The 19,820-nt window shown below is 61.2% G+C and carries 19 protein-coding genes and 1 riboswitch; of the genes, 5 read left to right on the top strand and 14 right to left on the bottom strand.

Annotation, left to right across the window (positions count from 1 at the left end; all coding sequences use genetic code 11):
* Positions 1-100 precede the first annotated feature (100 nt).
* From HU722_RS21095 to cobO, 6 genes are read right to left on the bottom strand one after another with little or no spacing between them, the layout of a single operon-like run.
* Positions 101-1,552, bottom strand: coding sequence for a cobyric acid synthase (locus HU722_RS21095; RefSeq protein WP_065873782.1), 1,452 nt, complete (start codon positions 1,550-1,552; stop codon positions 101-103).
* Positions 1,549-2,538 carry a threonine-phosphate decarboxylase CobD gene (gene cobD / locus HU722_RS21100; protein WP_065881191.1) on the bottom strand — a complete coding sequence of 330 codons (990 nt, stop codon included), beginning with the start codon at positions 2,536-2,538 and terminating at the stop codon, positions 1,549-1,551. Before cobD ends, HU722_RS21095 begins: the two co-directional genes overlap by 4 nt.
* Positions 2,531-3,439: an adenosylcobinamide-phosphate synthase CbiB gene (cbiB, locus tag HU722_RS21105; protein WP_065891091.1), complete on the bottom strand. Its 909-nt coding sequence runs from the start codon at positions 3,437-3,439 to the stop codon at positions 2,531-2,533. Before cbiB ends, cobD begins: the two co-directional genes overlap by 8 nt.
* Complete coding sequence (gene bluB / locus HU722_RS21110; protein WP_065873785.1) at positions 3,436-4,086, bottom strand: 5,6-dimethylbenzimidazole synthase; 651 nt, start codon at positions 4,084-4,086, stop codon at positions 3,436-3,438. The genes cbiB and bluB overlap by 4 nt, the downstream gene beginning before the upstream one ends.
* Entirely contained in the window at positions 4,083-5,486 is a 1,404-nt protein-coding gene (locus tag HU722_RS21115; protein WP_065891092.1) for a cobyrinic acid a,c-diamide synthase CobB, read from the bottom strand. Before HU722_RS21115 ends, bluB begins: the two co-directional genes overlap by 4 nt.
* The gene (gene cobO / locus HU722_RS21120; protein ID WP_065881194.1) at positions 5,483-6,094 is read right to left on the bottom strand and encodes a cob(I)yrinic acid a,c-diamide adenosyltransferase; all 612 of its coding nucleotides are present in this window, start codon (positions 6,092-6,094) and stop codon (positions 5,483-5,485) included. The genes HU722_RS21115 and cobO overlap by 4 nt, the downstream gene beginning before the upstream one ends.
* 79 nt (positions 6,095-6,173) lie before the next feature.
* Positions 6,174-6,432: riboswitch (cobalamin riboswitch) on the bottom strand.
* A gap of 99 nt (positions 6,433-6,531) precedes the next feature.
* On the opposite strand from cobO, the gene HU722_RS21125 reads away from it, so the two are divergent.
* Positions 6,532-7,845: a PQQ-dependent sugar dehydrogenase gene (locus HU722_RS21125; protein ID WP_065891093.1), complete on the top strand. Its 1,314-nt coding sequence runs from the start codon at positions 6,532-6,534 to the stop codon at positions 7,843-7,845.
* A gap of 75 nt (positions 7,846-7,920) precedes the next feature.
* On the opposite strand, the gene HU722_RS21130 is transcribed toward HU722_RS21125, so the two are convergent.
* The 5 genes from HU722_RS21130 to HU722_RS21150 form a co-directional block, all read right to left on the bottom strand.
* A complete protein-coding gene (locus tag HU722_RS21130; RefSeq protein WP_046036011.1) occupies positions 7,921-8,460 on the bottom strand; it encodes a C40 family peptidase in 540 nt (179 codons plus the stop codon).
* Positions 8,461-8,605: 145 nt separating this feature from the next.
* Entirely contained in the window at positions 8,606-9,235 is a 630-nt protein-coding gene (locus HU722_RS21135) for a C40 family peptidase (protein ID WP_065873789.1), read from the bottom strand.
* A gap of 209 nt (positions 9,236-9,444) precedes the next feature.
* Entirely contained in the window at positions 9,445-10,149 is a 705-nt protein-coding gene (hda, locus tag HU722_RS21140; protein ID WP_025855817.1) for a DnaA regulatory inactivator Hda, read from the bottom strand.
* 203 nt (positions 10,150-10,352) lie between these two features.
* On the bottom strand, positions 10,353-11,426 hold the full coding sequence (locus HU722_RS21145) for an AI-2E family transporter (protein ID WP_065873790.1): 1,074 nt from the start codon (positions 11,424-11,426) through the stop codon (positions 10,353-10,355).
* A 32-nt stretch (positions 11,427-11,458) separates the two neighbouring features.
* The gene (locus HU722_RS21150) at positions 11,459-12,499 is read right to left on the bottom strand and encodes a DUF2066 domain-containing protein (protein ID WP_065873791.1); all 1,041 of its coding nucleotides are present in this window, start codon (positions 12,497-12,499) and stop codon (positions 11,459-11,461) included.
* A gap of 355 nt (positions 12,500-12,854) precedes the next feature.
* On the opposite strand from HU722_RS21150, the gene purM reads away from it, so the two are divergent.
* The 4 genes from purM to HU722_RS21170 all read left to right on the top strand — a co-directional run bounded on the left by purM (position 12,855) and on the right by HU722_RS21170 (position 15,740).
* Positions 12,855-13,913 carry a phosphoribosylformylglycinamidine cyclo-ligase gene (purM, locus tag HU722_RS21155; protein ID WP_065873792.1) on the top strand — a complete coding sequence of 353 codons (1,059 nt, stop codon included), beginning with the start codon at positions 12,855-12,857 and terminating at the stop codon, positions 13,911-13,913.
* On the top strand, positions 13,913-14,563 hold the full coding sequence (purN, locus tag HU722_RS21160; RefSeq protein ID WP_065873793.1) for a phosphoribosylglycinamide formyltransferase: 651 nt from the start codon (positions 13,913-13,915) through the stop codon (positions 14,561-14,563). Before purM ends, purN begins: the two co-directional genes overlap by 1 nt.
* Positions 14,564-14,571: 8 nt before the next feature.
* Positions 14,572-15,285 (top strand): DUF3108 domain-containing protein, encoded by a 714-nt coding sequence (locus tag HU722_RS21165; protein ID WP_065873794.1) that lies wholly within the window; start codon positions 14,572-14,574, stop codon positions 15,283-15,285.
* Between the two features lie 266 nt (positions 15,286-15,551).
* Positions 15,552-15,740 carry a hypothetical protein gene (locus HU722_RS21170; protein ID WP_065873795.1) on the top strand — a complete coding sequence of 63 codons (189 nt, stop codon included), beginning with the start codon at positions 15,552-15,554 and terminating at the stop codon, positions 15,738-15,740.
* 204 nt (positions 15,741-15,944) lie between these two features.
* Here HU722_RS21170 and HU722_RS21175 read toward each other — a convergent pair whose 3' ends face one another.
* The 3 genes from HU722_RS21175 to relA form a co-directional block, all read right to left on the bottom strand.
* Positions 15,945-16,490, bottom strand: a complete 546-nt coding sequence (locus tag HU722_RS21175; protein ID WP_065873796.1) for a DUF2058 domain-containing protein — start codon at positions 16,488-16,490, stop codon at positions 15,945-15,947.
* A 25-nt stretch (positions 16,491-16,515) separates the two neighbouring features.
* Positions 16,516-17,349 carry a nucleoside triphosphate pyrophosphohydrolase gene (gene mazG, locus HU722_RS21180; protein ID WP_065873797.1) on the bottom strand — a complete coding sequence of 278 codons (834 nt, stop codon included), beginning with the start codon at positions 17,347-17,349 and terminating at the stop codon, positions 16,516-16,518.
* 154 nt (positions 17,350-17,503) lie between these two features.
* Entirely contained in the window at positions 17,504-19,747 is a 2,244-nt protein-coding gene (relA, locus tag HU722_RS21185; RefSeq protein WP_049712098.1) for a GTP diphosphokinase, read from the bottom strand.
* Positions 19,748-19,820: the final 73 nt, after the last annotated feature.

Here is a 19,820-nt window from a genome sequence, read left to right on the forward strand (position 1 = left end):
GCTGGCTTGCCTGCGATGCAGTCACCTCGGTGTATCAGGGAGACCCGGTTGATGCCATCGCAGGCAAGCCAGCTCCCACAGGGGGATCGTGTGCACACCATCAAATCCCGCACAGTTTGCGTAACAGCTCGGTGTCCAGGTGGTTTTCCACCAAATCGGCCAGGCGCTCGATATCGCGCTCGCGCAAGGCGTGGTAGTCGACCTCCTGCACATCCTGCAACCCCGCCCAACGTAGCAGCGCACTGCACGCGGCCGGGGTTTCGAACAAGCCATGCAGGTAAGTGCCGAGGATCTGCCCGTCTGCACTTTGCGCGCCATCACTGCGACCGTCATCGAGGCGCACAGCGGCGTTCGACAAGGCATCGCCAGACGTCACGCCCGCATGGATCTCATAACCGCTGACGTCGGCATCTTCCAGTAACAGGCGACCGCGTACGTTGCGCAGCTGTTTCTCTTCTTCCAAGGTGGTGCTGAACGCCAATAACCCAAGGCCATCGCTGGAGCCCGCAAGCCCTTCCAGGCCCAACGGGTCATGCACCTGCTCGCCGAGCATCTGCAAGCCGCCGCAAATGCCGAGCACCTTGCCGCCGTAGCGCAAGTGCCGCGCCACGGCGGTGTCCCAACCGTTGGCACGCAGATAAGCCAGGTCGCTGCGCACGCTTTTCGAGCCTGGAAGGATAATCAGGTCGGCAGCAGGGATCGGCTGGCCTGGCCCGATGAATTGCAAGTCCACCTGGGGATGCAAACGCAACGGGTCGAAATCCGTATGGTTGCTGATGCGCGGCAGCACCGGCACCACCACCTTGAGTACCTGCGCAGCCTTATCGATTTGGCGCTGATCGATGCCGTCCTCAGCTTCCAGATGCAGGTCCATCACGTAAGGCAATACGCCCACCACCGGTTTGCCGGTGCGCGCTTCCAGCCAGTCCAGCCCCGGTTGCAACAACGCAATGTCGCCGCGAAATCGGTTGATGATGAAGCCTTTGACCCGTGCCTGCTCGCTGGGCGAAAGCAGTTCCAGGGTGCCGACCAGATGGGCAAACACCCCGCCGCGATTGATATCGGCGATCAGCAGCACCGGGCAATCCACTGCTTCGGCGAAGCCCATGTTGGCGATGTCATTGGCGCGCAGGTTGATCTCCGCCGGGGAGCCAGCGCCTTCCACCATCACGACGGGGTAGGCTTGGCTCAACCGTGCGTGGGAGGCCAGCACCGCCTGCATCGCGATGGCTTTGTAGTCGTGATAGGCCACCGCGTTCATGCTGGTAACAGCGCGGCCGTGGATGATCACTTGGGAACCGGTGTCGCTGTTGGGCTTGAGCAGCACCGGGTTCATATCGGTGTGCGGCGCCAGGTTGGCCGCCTGGGCCTGCACCGCTTGCGCACGACCGATCTCGCCGCCCTCGGCCGTCACGGCGCTGTTGAGCGCCATGTTCTGTGGCTTGAACGGCACCACTGGCACGCCCTGGCGCACCAACCAGCGACACAGCGCCGTCACCAAGGTGCTTTTGCCGGCGTCGGACGTCGTGCCTTGCACCATCAACGTACTCATGTCGCGTCCTTATAAGCGGCCAGGGCTTCGTCCAGGCGTTGCCAGTCGGCGTCGGTATCCGGCAGGCCAAAACGCAGGCTGCTGTTATGGACAAACAGGCGCAGCAGGATGCCGCGCTGGGCCATGAATTCATGCATGCGTTCGGCGTGCGGCGTGATCAGCCACTGGAACAAGGCGCAGCCGCCCTGAGGTTGAAAGCCGTGGCGCTCGAGCGCGGTAAACAAGCGCTGGCTCGCCTCGATGCAGCGCGCGCGTTGCTGCGCCTGCCCGGCAGTGTCGCGTAGGCAGACTCGGCCCAGTACCCGCGTCGGCCCGCTGACCGCCCAAGGGCCAACCTGCTCGGCCAGCAACTTGAGCAGCTTGCGTTCGGCCAGTACGAAGCCCAGTCGCACACCGGCCAGGCCGAAGAATTTACCGAACGAGCGCAGCACAATCAGGCCGACCTGATGCGCCTGGCCCGCCAGGCTCAATTCCGGAGTCACGTCCATGAACGCTTCGTCCACCACCAGCCAGCCGCCGCGCTGGGCCAGCCGCGAGTGCCAGTCCAACAAGCGTTGCGGGTTCAGGCTCAGGCCGGTGGGATTGTTGGGGTTGACCACCACCAGCACGTCAAGGCCATCAAGAAAGAAGTCGACTTCCTGCTCCAGCACTTCGCGCACCACGTAACCGGCACGGCGCCAGGCTTCGGCGTGTTCGGCATAGCACGGCGACAATACCCCGACCTTGCCGGCGCGACGCAGACGTGGCAGCAACTGAATCGCCGCCTGGGAGCCAGCTACTGGCAACAGATGCGCTGCGCCGTAATACTCGCTGGCGGCCTGCTCCAGGCCGTCATCGGTTTCCGGCAGACGCGCCCAGGCGCGCAGCGGGATCTCGGGGATCGCCCAGGGCCAGGGCGCCAGGCCGCTGGACAGGTCGAGCCAGTCAGCTTCGGCAATTCCGTACTGAATCGCTGCCTTGCGCAGCCGGCCACCGTGCTCAAGCATAAAATTGCCCCCCGACGCATAAGATCAGCAGCCACAACCATACGCCGCGCTGCACCAGTTGCCAGCCCCGGTCGATGGCGTCCGCATCCGCCGCCGGGCCCTCGCCCAGCGGCGGGCGCTGGTGCACTTCACCGTGATAGATCGCCGCGCCGCCCAGTTCAACGCCCAGCGCGCCTGCACCGGCAGCCATCACCGGGCCGGCGTTGGGGCTGTCCCAGGTCGGGCCTTGGGTGCGCCAGCATTTGAGCGCCAGACGGGTCTTGCCGAGCACGGCATAGGTCAAGGCGACCAAGCGTGCCGGAATGTAGTTCAGCACATCGTCGATTTTTGCCGCGGCCCAACCAAAGCGCTCAAAACGTTCGTTGCGATAACCCCACATGGCGTCGAGGGTATTGCTCAGGCGATAAAGCACCACGCCCGGCACGCCCGCCACCACAAACCAGAACAACGCGGCGAAGACTGCGTCGCTGCCGTTTTCCAGCACCGATTCGGTCGCGGCGCGGGCGACTTCGGTGCGGTACAGTTCGCTGGTCTGGCGGCTGACCAAGTAGCTGACGCGCTTGCGTGCTGCCTCCAGGTCATCGCTGCGCAGGGCCTGGGCCACCGGGATCACATGCTCGCCAAGGCTACGCATGCCGAGGGCGCAATACAGCGCCAGAATCTCTACTACCCAGCCGATATACGGCGCCCACGACAACGCCGTGGCCAGCAGGGTCAGCGGCACTACGGCGATAAACCAAGCGGTCACGCCATGGCTGCGCCAGCCACGGCCACCGGAGTTAAAACGTTGCTCGATGCGCCCGGCGAAATTGCCGAATGCCACCAGCGGATGCCAGCGCCTGGGTTCGCCCAGCAGCGCATCCAGCGCCACTGCAGCGACGCACAGCAAGGCCACACTCATTGACTCACTCCCCACACATTCTCATACAACATGTCACTCAGCGGCCGAGGCTCGGTCCAGCCTTCGAGTTGCAACATCGGTGCCGGGTAGAACTCGGTTACCGGCCCCAGGCACAACACGGCCAGGGGTTTCGCGCCGGGCGGCAAACCGAGCAGATCGGCCAGGGCCTGGGGTTCGAACAGCGAAACCCAGCCCATGCCGAGGCCTTCGACGCGAGCCGCCAGCCACAGATTCTGGATGGCACAGGCCAGCGAGGCCATGTCCATTTCCGGCAAGGTACGACGGCCGAAGATGTGCCGCTCACGGTCATCCATCAGCGCCGCCACCAGCACTTCGGCGCAGTCGTGGATGCCTTCGACCTTGAGCTTCATGAACGCGTCGGAGCGCTCGCCCAGGGCTTCGGCGGTGCGTACGCGCTCCTCTTCTACTAACTGCTGAATCTGCCCACGCAGTTGGCGATCGCTGATGCGGATGAAGCGCCAGGGCTGCATCAGGCCGACGCTGGGGGCCTGGTGCGCGGCCTGGAGCAGACGGTGCAGCAATTCGGGGGCGACAGCGCCGCCGCTGAAGTGGCGCATGTCACGGCGTTCGGCGATGGCGCGGTAGACGGCGTCGCGGTCGGCCTGGGGGAAGGCGTTGTCCGTCATGGCCTCTTCGCGGGCAAGTCGAATCGTCGCACCGCCCCTCCCACATTTTGATCTGTGAACACTGTCGATGTGGGAGCTGGCTTGCCTGCGATAGCGACATCACGGTCTGGCGCAAACAGTGCGGCTACAGCGGCTGGATTCGACGGGAAATAAAAATGCACGTAAGAAGCCGTCATCCGCCCCTGACGGTAAACCGCCTCAGCCCCGCGCCCACCATTGGGGCTCACCCCCCTGGCAATCGGCTGCCAGTCGGTGCTGGTCAGCGAATGGTGATAGGTGTGACCACGCAGTGTGCCTTCCGGCAACTCGACGCTTTGCAGCGCCAGGGCCGCCAGTTTCTTTTGCATCACCGCATCGCCCTGCAACAGGCCCACCAGTTCGGCGCGGGTGCCGTCGACATCGGTGAGCGAGTCCAGCAGGTAGAGCATGCCGCCGCATTCGGCGAGCAAGGGTTTGCCGGCCGCATGGTGAGCGCGGATCGCGTCGAGCATTGGGGCGTTTTCCGACAGCGCCTGGTGGTGCAGTTCCGGGTAACCGCCGGGCAGGTAGAGGCTGTCGGCATGAGGCAATGCGCGATCGTGAATGGGCGAGAAAAACTTCAGCTCGGCGCCCATGGCCCGCAGCAGATCAAGACTGGCGCCGTAGGTAAAAGCGAAGGCTTCGTCGCGGGCCACCGCAATACGCACACCCTTGAGCAGTGGCTCGGCCTCGATCACTTCCGGTGCAGCAAAGGTCACCGGCGGCGGCAAGGCCACTTCGCAACTGCTGCCCAAGGCTTGGGCGGCGGCGTCAAGGCGCACATCAAGGTCATTCAGTTCGCTGGCTTGCACCAGGCCCAGGTGACGGCTAGGCAGCTCTATACCGGTCTCGCGGGACAACGCGCCGTACCAGCGCAGGCCTTCGGTGAGGCTGCCTTCCAGCAATTGCGCATGACGCAGCGTGCCAACGCGGTTGGCCAGCACCCCGGCGAACGGCAAGTCCGGCTGATAACGCGCCAGGCCCAGGGCCAAGGCGCCAAAGGTCTGGGCCATGGCCGTGCCGTCAATAACGCCCAGTACCGGCACGCCGAAGTGTCGCGCCAGGTCGGCGCTGGAAGGGGTGCCGTCAAATAAGCCCATCACGCCTTCGATCAGGATCAAGTCGGCCTCGCCCGCTGCTTCCCACAGCAGGCGGCGACTTTCCTGCTCGCCCACCATCCACATGTCCAATTGATACACCGGCGCACCGCTGGCGCGCTCGTGGATCATCGGGTCGAGGAAATCCGGGCCGCATTTGAACACGCGCACCTTGCGACCCAGGTTGCGGTGCAATCGGGCCAGCGCGGCGGTGACGGTGGTTTTGCCCTGGCCGGACGCCGGTGCGGCGATCAATACGGCCGGGCAATGACGGGGCTGATTCAAAGTTCGACGCCCTTCTGTGCCTTGATACCGGCCTGGAACGCGTGCTTGAGCATGCCCATTTCGGTGACGGTGTCACCCATTTCGATCAACTCAGGCTTGGCGCCACGGCCGGTGACCACCACGTGCTGCATCGGCGGGCGGGCCTGCAAGTCACTGAGCACCTGGTCCAGTTCGAGGTAGCCGTGCTTGAGGGCGATGTTCAGCTCATCCAGCACGACCATGCCGATGCTCGGGTCTTGCAGCAGTTCGCGGGACACCGCCCAGGCGGCTTCGGCCGCGGCGATGTCACGTTGGCGATCCTGGGTTTCCCAGGTGAAGCCTTCGCCCATGACGTGGAAACGTACTTGCTCGGGGAATCGGCGGAAGAACAACTCTTCACCGGTGCTGTGACGCCCCTTGATGAACTGCACCACGCCGCACTGCATGCCGTGGCCCATGGCCCGGGCCAGCATGCCGAACGCGGAGCTGCTCTTGCCTTTGCCGTTGCCGGTGAGCACCAGCAGCAAGCCGCACTCGTTGGGGGAATTGGCAATGCGTTCGTCGATCACGGCTTTTTTGCGCAGCATGCGCGCCAGGTGGCGTTCGTCGCGGTCGGGGGAATCGGTCATGACAGCTCTCCGTTGGGGCTGGACAAAAACGGCGGGCAGGAAAAAAGAAAAACAGACAGCCAAGCATCGCCCACCGTGATGCTGTTGGATGTAACAGGCCGGTCTCCGGGCTCATGAGTGGCGCCGTTGCCCTCGTATAGAGAGCGCGCAGGCCAACGCTACGCCTTCCCATATCGCTGGCGATACAGTGGCAAAAGGCAGCGTCTTGACTCATTTACCGTTGCGGGGGCAGCGCCGGAATCGCGGCAGCACTGTGTACAAGTGCGCTCACTCACCGGCTTCCCTGTTTCACTCGGTCGACCCATTGGTCACAGAGCACCTGGAACAAGCCGCGAAGGTTAGTGGGTTGGGGGTGGAGCGTCAATGAAAGCTGACCTTGCACTTGAACCATCGCACCGCCGACCTCCTCTACCCTTACAGGTATTAAGGAGAACACCATGCATAAAACAAGACTTGCCCTACTCATCCTGGTCGCCGGCACCCTCGCCGCCTGCGGTGAAAGCTCCACCCTCCAGGTCTCCGACGGTACCGGGCCTTCGCCCAAGTTGCCGGAACCGAACAAAACCCTGATCCCCACCGTCAATATCGCCCCCGCCATCGGTTGGCCCGAGGGCGTGAAGCCAACGGCCGCCGCCGGTACCCAGGTTGCGGCGTTTGCCGAAGGCCTGGACCATCCGCGCTGGCTGTATGTGCTACCAAATGGCGATGTGCTGGTAGCGGAAACCAACGCGCCGCCCAAGCCGGATGACTCCAAGGGCGTTCGTGGCTGGGTCATGGAGAAAGTCATGGGCCGCGCTGGCGCCGGGGTGCCGAGCCCGAATCGCATCACGCTACTGCGTGACGCCGACCACGACGGCGTCGCAGAGACGCGCACGGTATTCCTGGAGAATCTCAATTCGCCGTTTGGCATGACACTGGTCGGCAACGACCTGTACGTCGCTGACTCGGACAAGCTGCTGCGTTTCCCCTATCAACCGGGTGACACTGCGATCAAGCAAGCCGGCACCAACGTCGTCGACCTGCCGGGCGGGCCTCTGAACCACCACTGGACGAAAAACGTGGTGGCCAGCAAGGACGGCACCAAGCTGTACGTGAGCGTGGGTTCCAATAGCAACGTCGGTGAAAACGGCCTGCAAGCGGAAGAAGGCCGGGCGGCGATCTGGGAAGTCGATCGCGCCAGCGGCGAGCACCGCATCTTCGCCTCCGGCCTGCGCAACCCGAACGGTATGGCGTGGGAGCCGCAGAGCGGTAAGTTGTGGACGGCAGTCAACGAGCGTGACGAAATCGGCAGCGACCTGGTGCCGGACTACATCACCTCGGTCAAGGATGGCGGCTTCTATGGCTGGCCGTTCAGCTACTACGGGCAGCATGTGGATGTGCGGGTCAATCCGCAGAATTTGGACTTGGTGGCCAAGGCGATCGCGCCGGATTACGCGGTAGGCCCGCACACCGCATCCCTGGGGCTGACGTTTGCCGAGGGCAGCAAACTCCCTGCGCAGTTCAGTAACGGCGCGTTTATCGGCCAGCATGGTTCGTGGAATCGCAAGCCGCACAGTGGCTACAAGGTGATCTTCGTGCCGTTCGAGGGTGGGCAGCCTAAAGGGCCGCCGGTGGACGTGCTGACGGGGTTCCTCGATAAGGACGAGAAAGCCATGGGCCGCCCGGTGGGCGTGGTGATTGACCAGCAGGGGGATTTGCTGGTGGCCGATGATGTGGGGAATAAGGTATGGCGGGTGTCGGCCGCTAGATAGCGGAGCAGCAAGCCTCACGCTTGAAGCTGCAAGCAGGCATTGCGCCTTTTTGCAGCTGACAGCTCGTAGCTGCCGCTAGGGATTACGCGCCAGATTCGCCGGCAACACACGCTTGGCACTCAGGTACGCATTCTGCCAATACGCCTTGGACAAGGTATCCAGCTTCACCGTACCGCCCGTTTGCGGCGCGTGCACAAAGCGCCCTTCCCCCACGTAGATCCCGGCGTGGCTGACCTGTGAACCACCACCGGTGGCGAAGAACAGCAGGTCGCCGGTCTGCAGGTTCTGCTCGCTGACGTCCTGGGCGCGCATTACGATCAGTTCACGCGTAGTACGCGGCAATGAGATGCCGGCAGCGTCGCGAAACACAAAACCAATCAAACCGCTGCAATCAAACCCGGAGTCCGGCGTGTTGCCGCCCCAACGATAAGGCGTGCCGACCAGACCCAGCGCGCGGAAGAGCACATCTTCAGCCGCAGGCGAGAAATTCTGGGTGGAATAGTTGAACACCGGCTTAGGCTTCACCGCGACAGGCGCGGGCGGCGGTGGGCGGCTTGCACAGGCGCTGAGCAGCGCGGCGCAAACAATAAGAATCAGGCGGGCCGAGGTCGACATGTGCAGAACAATCCTGGTCTGGATGCGGCTTTTCGCTGCCGAACGCTGAAAACCAGAACGCGCAAGCAAAGCTCGCGCGAACGGATTACAACAATGTCCAGGGATTCTAGCGCTTACACGTCAAACTTCAAGTATCACTTTAAGTTTACTTGCTAGCGGTAACCGTCGTCGGGGCCATGGCGAGTGCGCGCTTGGCTTCGATGAAGGTTTTGCTCCAGTAGCTATCACCCAGGTTGTCGACTCGAACACCGCCACTGCGACGGCTGCTGGAGTGGATAAACTGGTTATCGCCCAAGTAGATACCGGCATGGCTGACGCGACCACGACCTGCCGTACTAAAGAAAAGCAGATCACCGGGCTTGAGGTTGTTTCGCGCGACCAACGGTGCATTCACGTTGATCATTTCGCGAGTGGAGCGTGGCAGGTTCATGCCCGCTTCTTCACGAAACAGGTAGCCGATGAAACCGCTGCAGTCGAAACCGGCTTCGGAAGTACCGCCGAAACGGTAACGGGTACCGATCAGGGACATGCCGCGTTCGAGGATGCTGTCGGCGAGAACTGGAAGCTGGTAAGGCTTGCTGCCGGAGAAATTGGCCAATTCTTTTTCAGTTGCCAGCTCTTCTTCGTAAACAGAAGCAGACTGTGCAGCAACAAATTTGGCCTGGTTTTGAACCTGTGGTTTTTGCTGTTCTGCCACCTGTTGAGGGTGGGAGGCGCAACCAAACAACAGGGTAACGAGTGCGAGAGGCACGAGGGGTGCGAAGCGATTTAGCATGGGCACGACCGTGGCTGGTATGTAAAGAAGCCGAGACTATGCCTTCTATCACATCGATTTGCAAATTCAATCGTGGTCTATGTGACTTCCCGATTGGACTATGCCATCTAAGCCGTAATTCCATTTATCGATTGAAATGCGTGACCAATACGGTTCAAACGCAGGTTTTCTGGCGCCTGAAAATTGCCGAACCCCGTCAATTCAATGGGTTACCAGCCCAACGTTTCTTTCAGGAAAGGGATCGTCAATTTTCGTTGAGCCTGCAAGGAAGCCTGATCGAGTTGCTCGAGCAAATCGAATAAGGCGCTCATGCTGCGTGTGCCACGGGTAAGGATGAAATGCCCCACCTCGTCGGTGAGATGCAGGCCGCGACGCGACGCGCGCAATTGCAAGGCGCGCAGTTTGTCCTCGTCGGACAGCGGGCGCATCTGGAAGATCAGCGCCAGGGTCAGACGCGACTTGAGGTCAGCCAGCTTGATCGGAAGTTCACGTGGGGAAGTCGAGGCGGCAATCAATAAACGCCGACCGCTGTCACGCAGGCGGTTGAACAGGTGAAACAGCGCCTCTTCCCAGTCTGCCTTGCCGGCGATCGCTTGCAGATCGTCCAGGCACACCAGCTCGTATTGCTCGAGGTGGTCGAAGATGCCGATGCCACGGTCCATCAACTCAGCCAGGGGCAGGTAAACCGCTGGCTCGCCCATCTGCTCGAAACGCAGGCACGCGGCCTGCAACAGGTGAGTACGCCCTACGCCGTGCTTGCCCCACAGATAGATCAGGCTTTCGGTCCACCCGGCGTCGGCTTCGCAGAGCCGCTCGACATAGCCGAGTGCAGCGGCATTGGCGCCTGGGTAGTAGTTGATAAAGGTGGCGTCATCACGCAGACGCACACCCAAGGGCAGCTGAATCGGTTTCATGCTGACTGAACGGCTCCAAACGAACCGTTAGTGGCCTCTGTGTAAAGTTTGCAAAGTTTATACCCGTGACGCCGGGCGCACAATGCAGCAGACCGCAAGCAAAATCAAAGGTTTGCGTTAACTTGTTGGATTTGTGCAGATTGTTTGGCGCCGTTGCTCCAGAAACAACAAACCCGGCCTTGGCCGGGTTTGTTACGAAGCGGTTACAGCTCGGGGTCTTCAACGCCGGTATACACATCCGAATCCTTGTACAGATCGTGCATATGGCGCACCAGCACCATGATCACCGCCGCCACCGGCAGTGCCAGCAGGATGCCGGTAAACCCGAACAGCTCACCGCCCGCCAGGATTGCAAAGATCACCGCCACCGGGTGCAGGCCAATCCGGTCGCCCACCAGCAAGGGCGTGAGCACCATGCCTTCCAGCGCCTGGCCGACCATGAACACCGCAACAATCCCCAGCATCGGGTACAAGTCACCGCCAAACTGGAACAGCCCGGCCACCAGCGCCGCGCCGATACCGATCACAAAGCCCATGTACGGCACGATAGCGGCCAGGCCGGCGATCAGGCCGATCAACAAGCCCAGCTCCAGACCGATCGCCATCAAGCCGCCAGCATAGATGATGCCCAGCGCCAGCATCACCAGCAGTTGGCCACGCACAAACGCGCCCAACACCTCATGACACTCGCCTGCCAAGGAAACAATGCGCTCCTCACGATCGCGCGGTAGCAGGCTGCGGATCTTGGCCATCATGATGTCCCAGTCGCGCAGCAGGTAGAACGCCACGACCGGGATCAGCACCAGGTTGGTCAACCAACCGATCAGCGCCAGGCTGGACGCAGTTGCCTGGCTGAGGATGACACCGACGATATCGGTGGTCTGGCCCATGTGTTCGCTGATCGCCGCCTTGACCTTGTCGAACTTCCAGAAGCCGTCCGACAGCCCGAGCTTGGCCTGGGCCCACGGCATTGCCGTGTGTTGCAGCCAATCGAGCATCTGCGGCGCCAGTTCATACAAGCGATACAGCTGCTTGGCCAGCATGGGTACCAGCACCAATACCAATGCCGTGATGATCAAGGTAAACAGCGCAAACACTGCCACTACCCCCAGGGTACGCGACAAGCCAGCCTTTTCCAGGCGATCCACCACGGGATCGAACAGATACGCCAGCAGCAACGCAACCAGGAACGGCGTCAGGATCGAATGCAGCAGGAACACAAAGACGCACAGCAGGACAATCCCGCCAAGCCACACCCAACGACGCGTATCCGCCATAAACCACTCCATCTATATAAAGAAGAAAACTGCTACCAACGAAAACGCAGCTGTGCTTGAGGTTCAGGTGCGATTGCAGGCTGAGCGCCATCTGTTACAGGCTGCTGGACCGGTGCTTCACCGGCAGGAATCTCCTGCAACTTGGCCAGGCTTAGCTGGGTACGTAACTGATCGGCACTGCCGTTGACGCGGTACACGATGCGATTGCCATCCACCCGTTGGGGCTGGCCACCAAAGGGCTCAAGCAGATGACCCAGCGCGGCGTAGCGCTCAAGGGTCATGCCTTGCACTTCCAGCAATTGCTCGGTGCTCACGCCAGGCTTAACCGCAAAACGCGGCGCCAATTTCTGGCTGACCGCCAGCATCACCGCATCGGCCACGGCAGCAGTGTCGGCGCCTTGCGCAGTACCCTGCTCGTTCTTGTCGCCCAGCCACAGGCGCCATTTGGCCTGCCATTGGCTGCCTTCCTGGCGCGCATGCACGGCCAGCAGGGCGTCGGCGCCGTAACGCTCGGAGGCGGCGCGCAACGGTGTGGCATCGGCACTTTCCAAGTTCGGCGCGGTGGCGACCACCTGCTCATCCAGGTCCCCCAGCGGCAGACGCAACGGCAGGCCACGGTGTTGCGCAGCGCGGCGCAGCGCCTGGGCTACGGTTTGGCCGTCGCCTACCAGGCTGCTGCCTTCAGTAGAGTCGTTCAACCACCAACCGAGGATCGAGGGGCGATTGCTGCCCCAGATCGACAGGCCCGCATCGCGCAAGGCGCGGTCAGTACTGACCGGATCAAAATCCACTTGCAGGCTTTCCGGCGGACCAGCGTCGTACCCATATTGCGTGATGATTTGTTGCGGATCCTTGCGAATCGCCGCCAGGCCCGGGCCTTCGGCGGCCTTGGCATCACCGGTCAGGCGGATCACCAGGGTTTGCACGGCACGCTGGGTAGCCTGGTCGCGCTCTTGCGGGGACTGGCTGCTGACAGGCTCAAGTACTTGATAAAGGCCATTGAGTGTTTCGGCATGACTCGCCAGGCTGACCAACGACAAGCAGCCTACAAAGAAGAAGTTACACAGACGCATGGAAGATTCCCGAACGACAAATTTAGCGGCTGCAACAGACCGCGTGAACTCGGTTTGGCAAGGCTGTGACCACAGCCACCGGTAAAACATTCACCGGGTCATGGCAGTTTTTGTACTGTCATAACGATAGCGGGTTAAAGGCTATACCTTAATACGTGCCAAAGCAGAGTCGATTAGCATTTTTTTAACCCGCTTTTTTGACCTATATGGCCCTGCCCGTCGGCCCGAGGATGGCCGCTGCCCCTCAAGCCTGATAAAATCGCGCGCCTTCGCAGACCGTCAACGGCTGGGCCTTTTACCAAAAGCGCCTGCCCGCTCGGTCGTTACCCCTGAATCCCCCCTAAAGGCCTGGATCATGAGCAAGCAACCCTCCCTGAGCTACAAGGACGCCGGTGTAGACATCGACGCCGGTGAAGCATTGGTCGAACGCATCAAGAGCGTCGCCAAGCGCACTGCGCGCCCCGAAGTCATGGGCGGCCTGGGCGGTTTTGGCGCCCTCTGCGAAATCCCGGCCGGCTACAAGCAGCCTGTACTGGTTTCCGGCACCGACGGCGTGGGCACCAAGCTGCGCCTGGCGCTGAACCTGAACAAGCACGACAGCATCGGCATCGACCTGGTTGCCATGTGCGTCAACGACCTGGTGGTGTGCGGCGCTGAGCCGTTGTTCTTCCTGGACTACTACGCGACCGGCAAGCTCAATGTCGAAACCGCGACCCAGGTGGTGACCGGCATCGGCGCTGGCTGCGAACTGTCGGGTTGCTCCCTGGTTGGCGGCGAAACCGCTGAAATGCCAGGCATGTACGAAGGCGAAGACTACGACCTGGCCGGCTTCTGCGTCGGCGTTGTAGAAAAAGCCGAAATCATCGACGGCTCCAAAGTGGCTGCCGGTGATGCCCTGCTGGCCCTGCCATCCTCCGGCCCGCACTCCAACGGCTACTCGCTGATCCGCAAGATCATCGAAGTGTCCGGCGCCGACATCGAGAACATCCAGCTCGACGGCAAGCCGCTGACCGACCTGCTGATGGCCCCGACGCGCATCTACGTCAAGCCTCTGCTCAAGCTGATCAAGGACACTGGCGCAGTCAAAGCCATGGCCCACATCACTGGCGGCGGTTTGCTGGATAACATCCCGCGCGTCCTGCCAAAAGGCGCCCAGGCGATCGTCGACGTGGCCAGCTGGCAGCGTCCTGCGGTCTTCGACTGGCTGCAAGAGAAAGGCAACGTCGATGAAACCGAAATGCACCGCGTGCTGAACTGCGGCGTGGGCATGGTCATCTGCGTGGCCCAAGAGCACGTTGAAACCGCGCTGAACGTGCTGCGTGAAGCCGGCGAGCAGCCTTGGGTCATCGGCCAGATCGCCACCGCCCCAGAAGGCGCGGCACAGGTTGAACTGAAGAACCTCAAGGCTCACTGATGCCTCAGACCTGTGATGTCGTGGTGCTGCTTTCCGGCACCGGCAGTAACTTGCAGGCCCTGATCGACAGCACGCGCACCGGCGACAGCCCGGTGCGCATCGCTGCGGTGATCTCCAACCGCAGCGACGCCTACGGCCTGCAACGCGCCAGGGACGCGGGTATCGACACCCGCTCCTTGGATCACAAGGCTTTTGAAGGTCGCGAGGCCTTTGATAACGCCTTGATCGAACTGATTGACGCCTTCAACCCCAAACTCGTGGTACTGGCCGGCTTCATGCGCATCCTCAGCGCTGATTTCGTACGGCATTACGAAGGGCGCCTGCTGAATATCCACCCTTCCCTGCTGCCCAAGTACAAAGGCATGCACACGCACCAGCGTGCGCTAGACGCCGGCGACAGCGAGCATGGCTGCAGCGTGCACTTCGTCACCGAGGAACTCGATGGCGGGCCTCTGGTCGTACAGGCAGTGGTTCCGGTAGAGTCTGACGACTCGGCGCAGAGCCTTGCGCAACGGGTTCACACCCAGGAACACAGGATTTACCCGCTGGCCGTTCGCTGGTTTGCCGAAGGTCGGTTGATTCTTGGCGACCAGGGTGCATTATTGGACGGTCAGTTACTCGCGGCCAGCGGCCACTTGATTCGAACCTAGGAGATTTTATGCGTCGCGCCTTGCTCTTCGCTTTTGCGCTGTTCGCCTTGCCTGCCGTGCAAGCAGCAGACCTTCACCCCTTCTCCGCCAGCTACACCGCTGACTGGAAACAGTTGCCCATGAGTGGTTCGGCAGAACGCAGCCTGACCAAGAACAGCGACGGCACTTGGACGTTGAACTTCAAGGCGTCCATGATGATCGCCAGCCTGACCGAAACCAGTGCGATCGTGTTCGACAAGGACACACTGCAACCGAAGAGCTACACCTTCGAACGCGGCGGCTTGGGGAAGGCGAAGAAGATCAATCTGGATTTCGACCAATCCGCCAAGAAAGTTACCGGTTTTGAAAACAAAGACCCGGTCAACGTCACCCTTGAAAGTGGCATGCTCGACAAGTCGACTTACCAACTCGCCCTCCAGCGTGACGTGGCTGCCGGCAAGAAAAGCATGAGCTACCGTGTGGTCGAAGGCACGGACGTCGATACCTATGACTTCCGCGTCATCGGCCCTGAAAAGGTCCAGACCAAGGTAGGCTCCATCGACGCGATCAAGGTCGAGCGTGTGCGCGACCCGTCGCAGAGCAAGCGCATCACCCAGATGTGGTTTGCCAAGGACCAGGGCGGCATCCTGGTTGCCCTGCGCCAGGTTGAGACCGACGGCAAGGAATACAACATCATGCTGCTGGACGGCACCGTTGACGGTAAGGCTGTCAAAGGTAGCTGATCAGTAGATGGAACAAAGAGCCTCGCGAATGCGGGGCTTTTTTTCGTCTGGAAGTTTTGTGTTGAAGCCTTACGCCAACATGAAACTTTTGTCATAAAACTCAACACCCTGCGACGCAATACCGCGATTTACGCGGCCTGCAGGACTGTTGCAGCGGCTGCAATGAATTGTTGCGCGAAAAGTCGGTTTACTTAGCAAGCTAACAAAACATATAACAAAAGCCTGCGACGACTTGCCGCAGACCCACCAGAGATTGGAGCAAGCAGATGACTGTAAAAGTAACTGAACGCGACGACGAACATATGTCCCACGAAGCCTTGGGCCATGGGATTCACATCTGGGACGTACACCAACAAGACCTGCTGGTCGGCATGTTTCACAACGAGAGCGACGCTCAAAATTATAAGAACGAGCTCGAAACCCTTGAGATGAGACGCCAGGCGCAAGATTCCTGAAGACATATCTGTAGTGAGCGGGCTTGCCCCGCGCTGGGTGGCGAAGCCGCCCTAATAAAGACACCGTGCATTTCCAGGTAGAGTCACGTCGCCTGGTTTGGGGCGGCTTCGCCACCCAGCGCGGGCGGTGCGACGATTCGACAAGCCCGCTCACTACAAACGACAAACCCCGCCTTTTGAGCGGGGTTTGTCATTTTTAAAGCCTTACCACATCAGGTCATCCGGGATCTGGTAGGCGGCGTACGGATCATCCTCATCCGGCACCTGGCTCTCCGTCAGGATGTTGAGCTGCACGATACGCTCCGGTGCGCGCTCCTGGATCTTCAGCGCTGCTTCGCGCGGGATCACCTCATAGCTGCCGCCGTGATGCACGATCGCTAGGGATCCGTTGCTCAGCTTGTTGCGCATCAAGGTGTTGACCGACAGGCGCTTGACCTTCTTGTCATCCACGAAGTTGTAGTAGTCCTCGGTGGTCAGCTTGGGCAGGCGCGAGGTCTCGATCAGTTGCTTGACCTGGGCCGTGCGGGCCTTGGCCTCGGCTTTTTCCTGCTGCTGGCGGTTCAGCTCCTGGTCGCGCTTGATCTTCTCAGCCTTTGCCTCGGCTGCCAGGCGGGCCTGGGTGTCGTCAGCCTCGATCTGGCCTTTGTGGACCAGGCGCTGCTGCTTCTGTTTGTCTTTGCCGACCTGCTTGGCCTGCTTTTGGTTGACCAGACCTGCTTTGAGTAACTGATCGCGAAGGGAAATGCTCATGGTGCTTACTCACTTAGGCAGCCGCTCAACCGCAGCTGGACATGTTCTTTTCCTGACGTTTGGCTTCGCCCCACAGGGCGTCCAATTCTTCGAGGGTGCAATCTTCTATGGGACGATGGGTATCGCGCAATGCCTGTTCGATAAATCGGAAACGTCGTTCGAACTTGGCATTGGCGCCACGCAGTGCGGTTTCCGGGTCGACCTTGAGGTGGCGGGCCAGGTTGACCGCCGCAAACAGCAGGTCGCCGACCTCGTCAGCAATGGCCGCCGAGTCGTTATCGGCCATGGCTTCGAGCACTTCATCGAGCTCTTCGCGCACGTTATCCACCACCGGCAAGGCCGATGGCCAATCGAAGCCAACCTGGCTGGCGCGCTTTTGCAACTTGGCGGCACGGGACAGGGATGGCAAGGCGGTGGGTACATCGTCCAGCAGGGAGAGTTGCTCTGGTGCGTCGGATTTTTCCGCGCGCTCCTCGGCCTTGATCTGCTCCCAGCGTTGCTTGACCTGCTCTTCGCTCAGCTGCGGGATATCCAGCGGTGCATACAGATCGCCGGTGGGGAATACGTGGGGATGGCGACGGATCAGCTTGCGCGTGATGCTGTCGATCACCCCGGCAAATTCGAAGCGCCCTTCCTCCCGCGCCAACTGGCTGTAATACACCACCTGGAATAACAGGTCGCCCAACTCGCCTTGCAGGTGATCAAAATCGCCGCGCTCGATGGCGTCGGCGACTTCGTAGGCTTCTTCCAAGGTGTGCGGGACGATGGTCGCGTAGGTTTGCTTGATGTCCCACGGGCAGCCGTATTGCGGGTCGCGCAGACGGTTCATCAGGTGCAGCAGGTCTTCGAGTGAATACATCAATTTGTGCCTGATCAAGTTGGAACGCCGCCGCTCAAATGTGGGAGCGGGCTTGCTCGCGAATACGGTGTGTCAGTTCCAGATGCATTGGCTGATCCACCGCATTCGCGAGCAAGCCCGCTCCCACATTTTCAGACCGCGTTCATCCAGATGTTCATGGCGTGCGATTACGCCGCGTCTCGATGATATTCGGCAACTGGGAAATCCGCCCCAGCAACCGCCCCAGTGCGTCCAACCCCGGAATCTCGATGGTCAGGGACATCAACGCGGTGTTGTCCTCTTTGTTCGAGCGGGTGTTGACCGCCAGCACGTTGATCCGCTCATTGAGCAGCACTTGCGACACGTCACGCAGCAAACCGGAACGGTCGTAGGCGCGAATGATGATATCCACCGGGTAGGTCAGCACCGGCACCGGGCCCCAACTGACCTGGATGATCCGCTCCGGCTCACGCCCGCCCAATTGCAGCACCGAGGCGCAATCCTGACGGTGAATGCTAACGCCACGGCCCTGGGTGATATAGCCGACGATGGCATCCCCCGGCAATGGCTGGCAGCAACCGGCGATTTGCGTCATCAGGTTGCCCACGCCCTGGATCTGGATATCGCCACGCTTGCCAGGCTTGTAGCCGGTGGCTTTGCGTGGGATCAGCTCCAGCTGTTCGCTGCCGCGTTCCGGTTCGACCAGTTGCTGCGCCAGGTTGACGAGTTGCGCCAGGCGCAAATCGCCAGCACCGAGGGCGGCGAACATGTCTTCGGCAATCTTCATGTTGGCTTTTTCGGCCAGCTTGTCGAAGTCCACCTGCGGCAGGCCCAGGCGTGCCAGTTCGCGTTCAAGCAAGGTTTTACCGGCGGCGACGTTCTGGTCACGCGCCTGCAACTTGAACCAATGGACGATCTTCGCCCGCGCCCGCGACGTGGTGATGTAGCCCAGGTTCGGGTTCAGCCAGTCGCGGCTCGGCGTACCGTGCTTGCTGGTGATGATCTCGACCTGCTCACCGGTCTGCAGGCTGTAGTTGAGCGGCACGATGCGCCCGTTGATCTTCGCGCCCCGGCAGTTGTGGCCGATCTCAGTGTGTACGCGGTAGGCGAAATCCAGCGGCGTGGCGCCCTTCGGCAGATCGATGGCGTGGCCGTCGGGGGTAAAGATATAGACCCGGTCCGGTTCGATATCCACCCGCAACTGCTCGGCCAGGCCGCCGATGTCACCGAGTTCTTCGTGCCATTCCAGCACTTGGCGCAGCCAGGAGATTTTCTCTTCGTACTGGTTGGACCCGGCCTTGACGTCCGTGCCCTTGTAGCGCCAGTGCGCACAAACCCCCAGCTCGGCCTCTTCGTGCATGGCATGGGTGCGGATCTGCACTTCCAGTACCTTGCCCTCGGGGCCTATCACGGCGGTGTGCAGCGAGCGGTAGCCGTTTTCCTTGGGGTTGGCGATGTAGTCGTCAAACTCCTTGGGGATGTGCCGCCACAGCGTGTGGACGATACCCAGCGCGGTGTAGCAGTCGCGCATTTCCGGCACCAGCACACGCACGGCTCGCACGTCGTAGATCTGGCTGAAAGCCAGGCCTTTGCGCTGCATTTTGCGCCAGATGGAATAGATGTGTTTGGCGCGGCCGCTGATGTCGGCTTCGACACCGGTGGCCTGCAACTCGGAGCGCAACTGGTTCATCACGTCGGCGATAAAACGCTCACGGTCGAGCCGCCGCTCGTGCAGCAACGTGGCAATCTGTTTGTATTGATCGGGTTCGAGGTAGCGGAAGGACAAGTCCTCCAGCTCCCACTTGATATGGCCGATACCCAGGCGGTGCGCCAGCGGCGCGTAGATATCGAAGACTTCGCGGGCGACGCGGTTACGCTTCTCGTCGTCGGCGGTTTTTACCGCACGGATCGCGCAGGTACGCTCGGCCAGCTTGATCAGCGCGACGCGTACGTCGTCGACCATTGCCACCAACATCTTGCGCAGGTTTTCGACCTGGCCCTGAGTGCCCAGCACCAGGGACTGACGCGGGCTGAGGCTGGCGCTGATCGCGGCCATGCGCAGCACGCCGTCGATCAGCTTGGCCACTACCGAGCCGAAACGCTGGCCAACGGTCGCCAACTGAATGTGCCCTTCCCGCACGCCGCGATACAGCACGGCGGCGATCAGCGAATCCTGGTCCAGCTTGAGATCGGCGAGGATCTCGGCGATTTCCAACCCGGTGCGAAAGCTTGACGTGCCTTCGGCCCACAGGTTCTTGGCCGCATTGTCTTGCTGCTCAGACTCACGAGCGAACTCGCAGGCTGCTTTCAAGGCTTCACGGTCCAGTGCCGGGTCGACACTGATGGCATGATCCAGCCATGCCTCGAGATTGATACTGCCGTCGGTGTTGATCGGCTGGTGTGCTCTCACCTGTACCATCTTGCTTACCTTCCCTACGACGCACCTTGGGTGCGCCAAAAATCATCCCGACCTTTGCTGCAAGCTCCCTGGC

Source organism: Pseudomonas tritici, assembly GCF_014268275.3.
Taxonomy (GTDB): domain Bacteria; phylum Pseudomonadota; class Gammaproteobacteria; order Pseudomonadales; family Pseudomonadaceae; genus Aquipseudomonas; species Aquipseudomonas tritici.

Coding starts and splice junctions, on each gene's coding strand:
- HU722_RS21095 (WP_065873782.1), bottom strand. CDS start 1,552: ATGAGTACGTTGATGGTGCAAGGCACGACGTCCGACGCCGGCAAAAGC.
- cobD (WP_065881191.1), bottom strand. CDS start 2,538: ATGCTTGAGCACGGTGGCCGGCTGCGCAAGGCAGCGATTCAGTACGGA.
- cbiB (WP_065891091.1), bottom strand. CDS start 3,439: ATGAGTGTGGCCTTGCTGTGCGTCGCTGCAGTGGCGCTGGATGCGCTG.
- bluB (WP_065873785.1), bottom strand. CDS start 4,086: ATGACGGACAACGCCTTCCCCCAGGCCGACCGCGACGCCGTCTACCGC.
- cobO (WP_065881194.1), bottom strand. CDS start 6,094: ATGACCGATTCCCCCGACCGCGACGAACGCCACCTGGCGCGCATGCTG.
- HU722_RS21125 (WP_065891093.1), top strand. CDS start 6,532: ATGCATAAAACAAGACTTGCCCTACTCATCCTGGTCGCCGGCACCCTC.
- HU722_RS21130 (WP_046036011.1), bottom strand. CDS start 8,460: ATGTCGACCTCGGCCCGCCTGATTCTTATTGTTTGCGCCGCGCTGCTC.
- HU722_RS21135 (WP_065873789.1), bottom strand. CDS start 9,235: ATGCTAAATCGCTTCGCACCCCTCGTGCCTCTCGCACTCGTTACCCTG.
- hda (WP_025855817.1), bottom strand. CDS start 10,149: ATGAAACCGATTCAGCTGCCCTTGGGTGTGCGTCTGCGTGATGACGCC.
- HU722_RS21145 (WP_065873790.1), bottom strand. CDS start 11,426: ATGGCGGATACGCGTCGTTGGGTGTGGCTTGGCGGGATTGTCCTGCTG.
- HU722_RS21150 (WP_065873791.1), bottom strand. CDS start 12,499: ATGCGTCTGTGTAACTTCTTCTTTGTAGGCTGCTTGTCGTTGGTCAGC.
- purM (WP_065873792.1), top strand. CDS start 12,855: ATGAGCAAGCAACCCTCCCTGAGCTACAAGGACGCCGGTGTAGACATC.
- purN (WP_065873793.1), top strand. CDS start 13,913: ATGCCTCAGACCTGTGATGTCGTGGTGCTGCTTTCCGGCACCGGCAGT.
- HU722_RS21165 (WP_065873794.1), top strand. CDS start 14,572: ATGCGTCGCGCCTTGCTCTTCGCTTTTGCGCTGTTCGCCTTGCCTGCC.
- HU722_RS21170 (WP_065873795.1), top strand. CDS start 15,552: ATGACTGTAAAAGTAACTGAACGCGACGACGAACATATGTCCCACGAA.
- HU722_RS21175 (WP_065873796.1), bottom strand. CDS start 16,490: ATGAGCATTTCCCTTCGCGATCAGTTACTCAAAGCAGGTCTGGTCAAC.
- mazG (WP_065873797.1), bottom strand. CDS start 17,349: ATGTATTCACTCGAAGACCTGCTGCACCTGATGAACCGTCTGCGCGAC.
- relA (WP_049712098.1), bottom strand. CDS start 19,747: ATGGTACAGGTGAGAGCACACCAGCCGATCAACACCGACGGCAGTATC.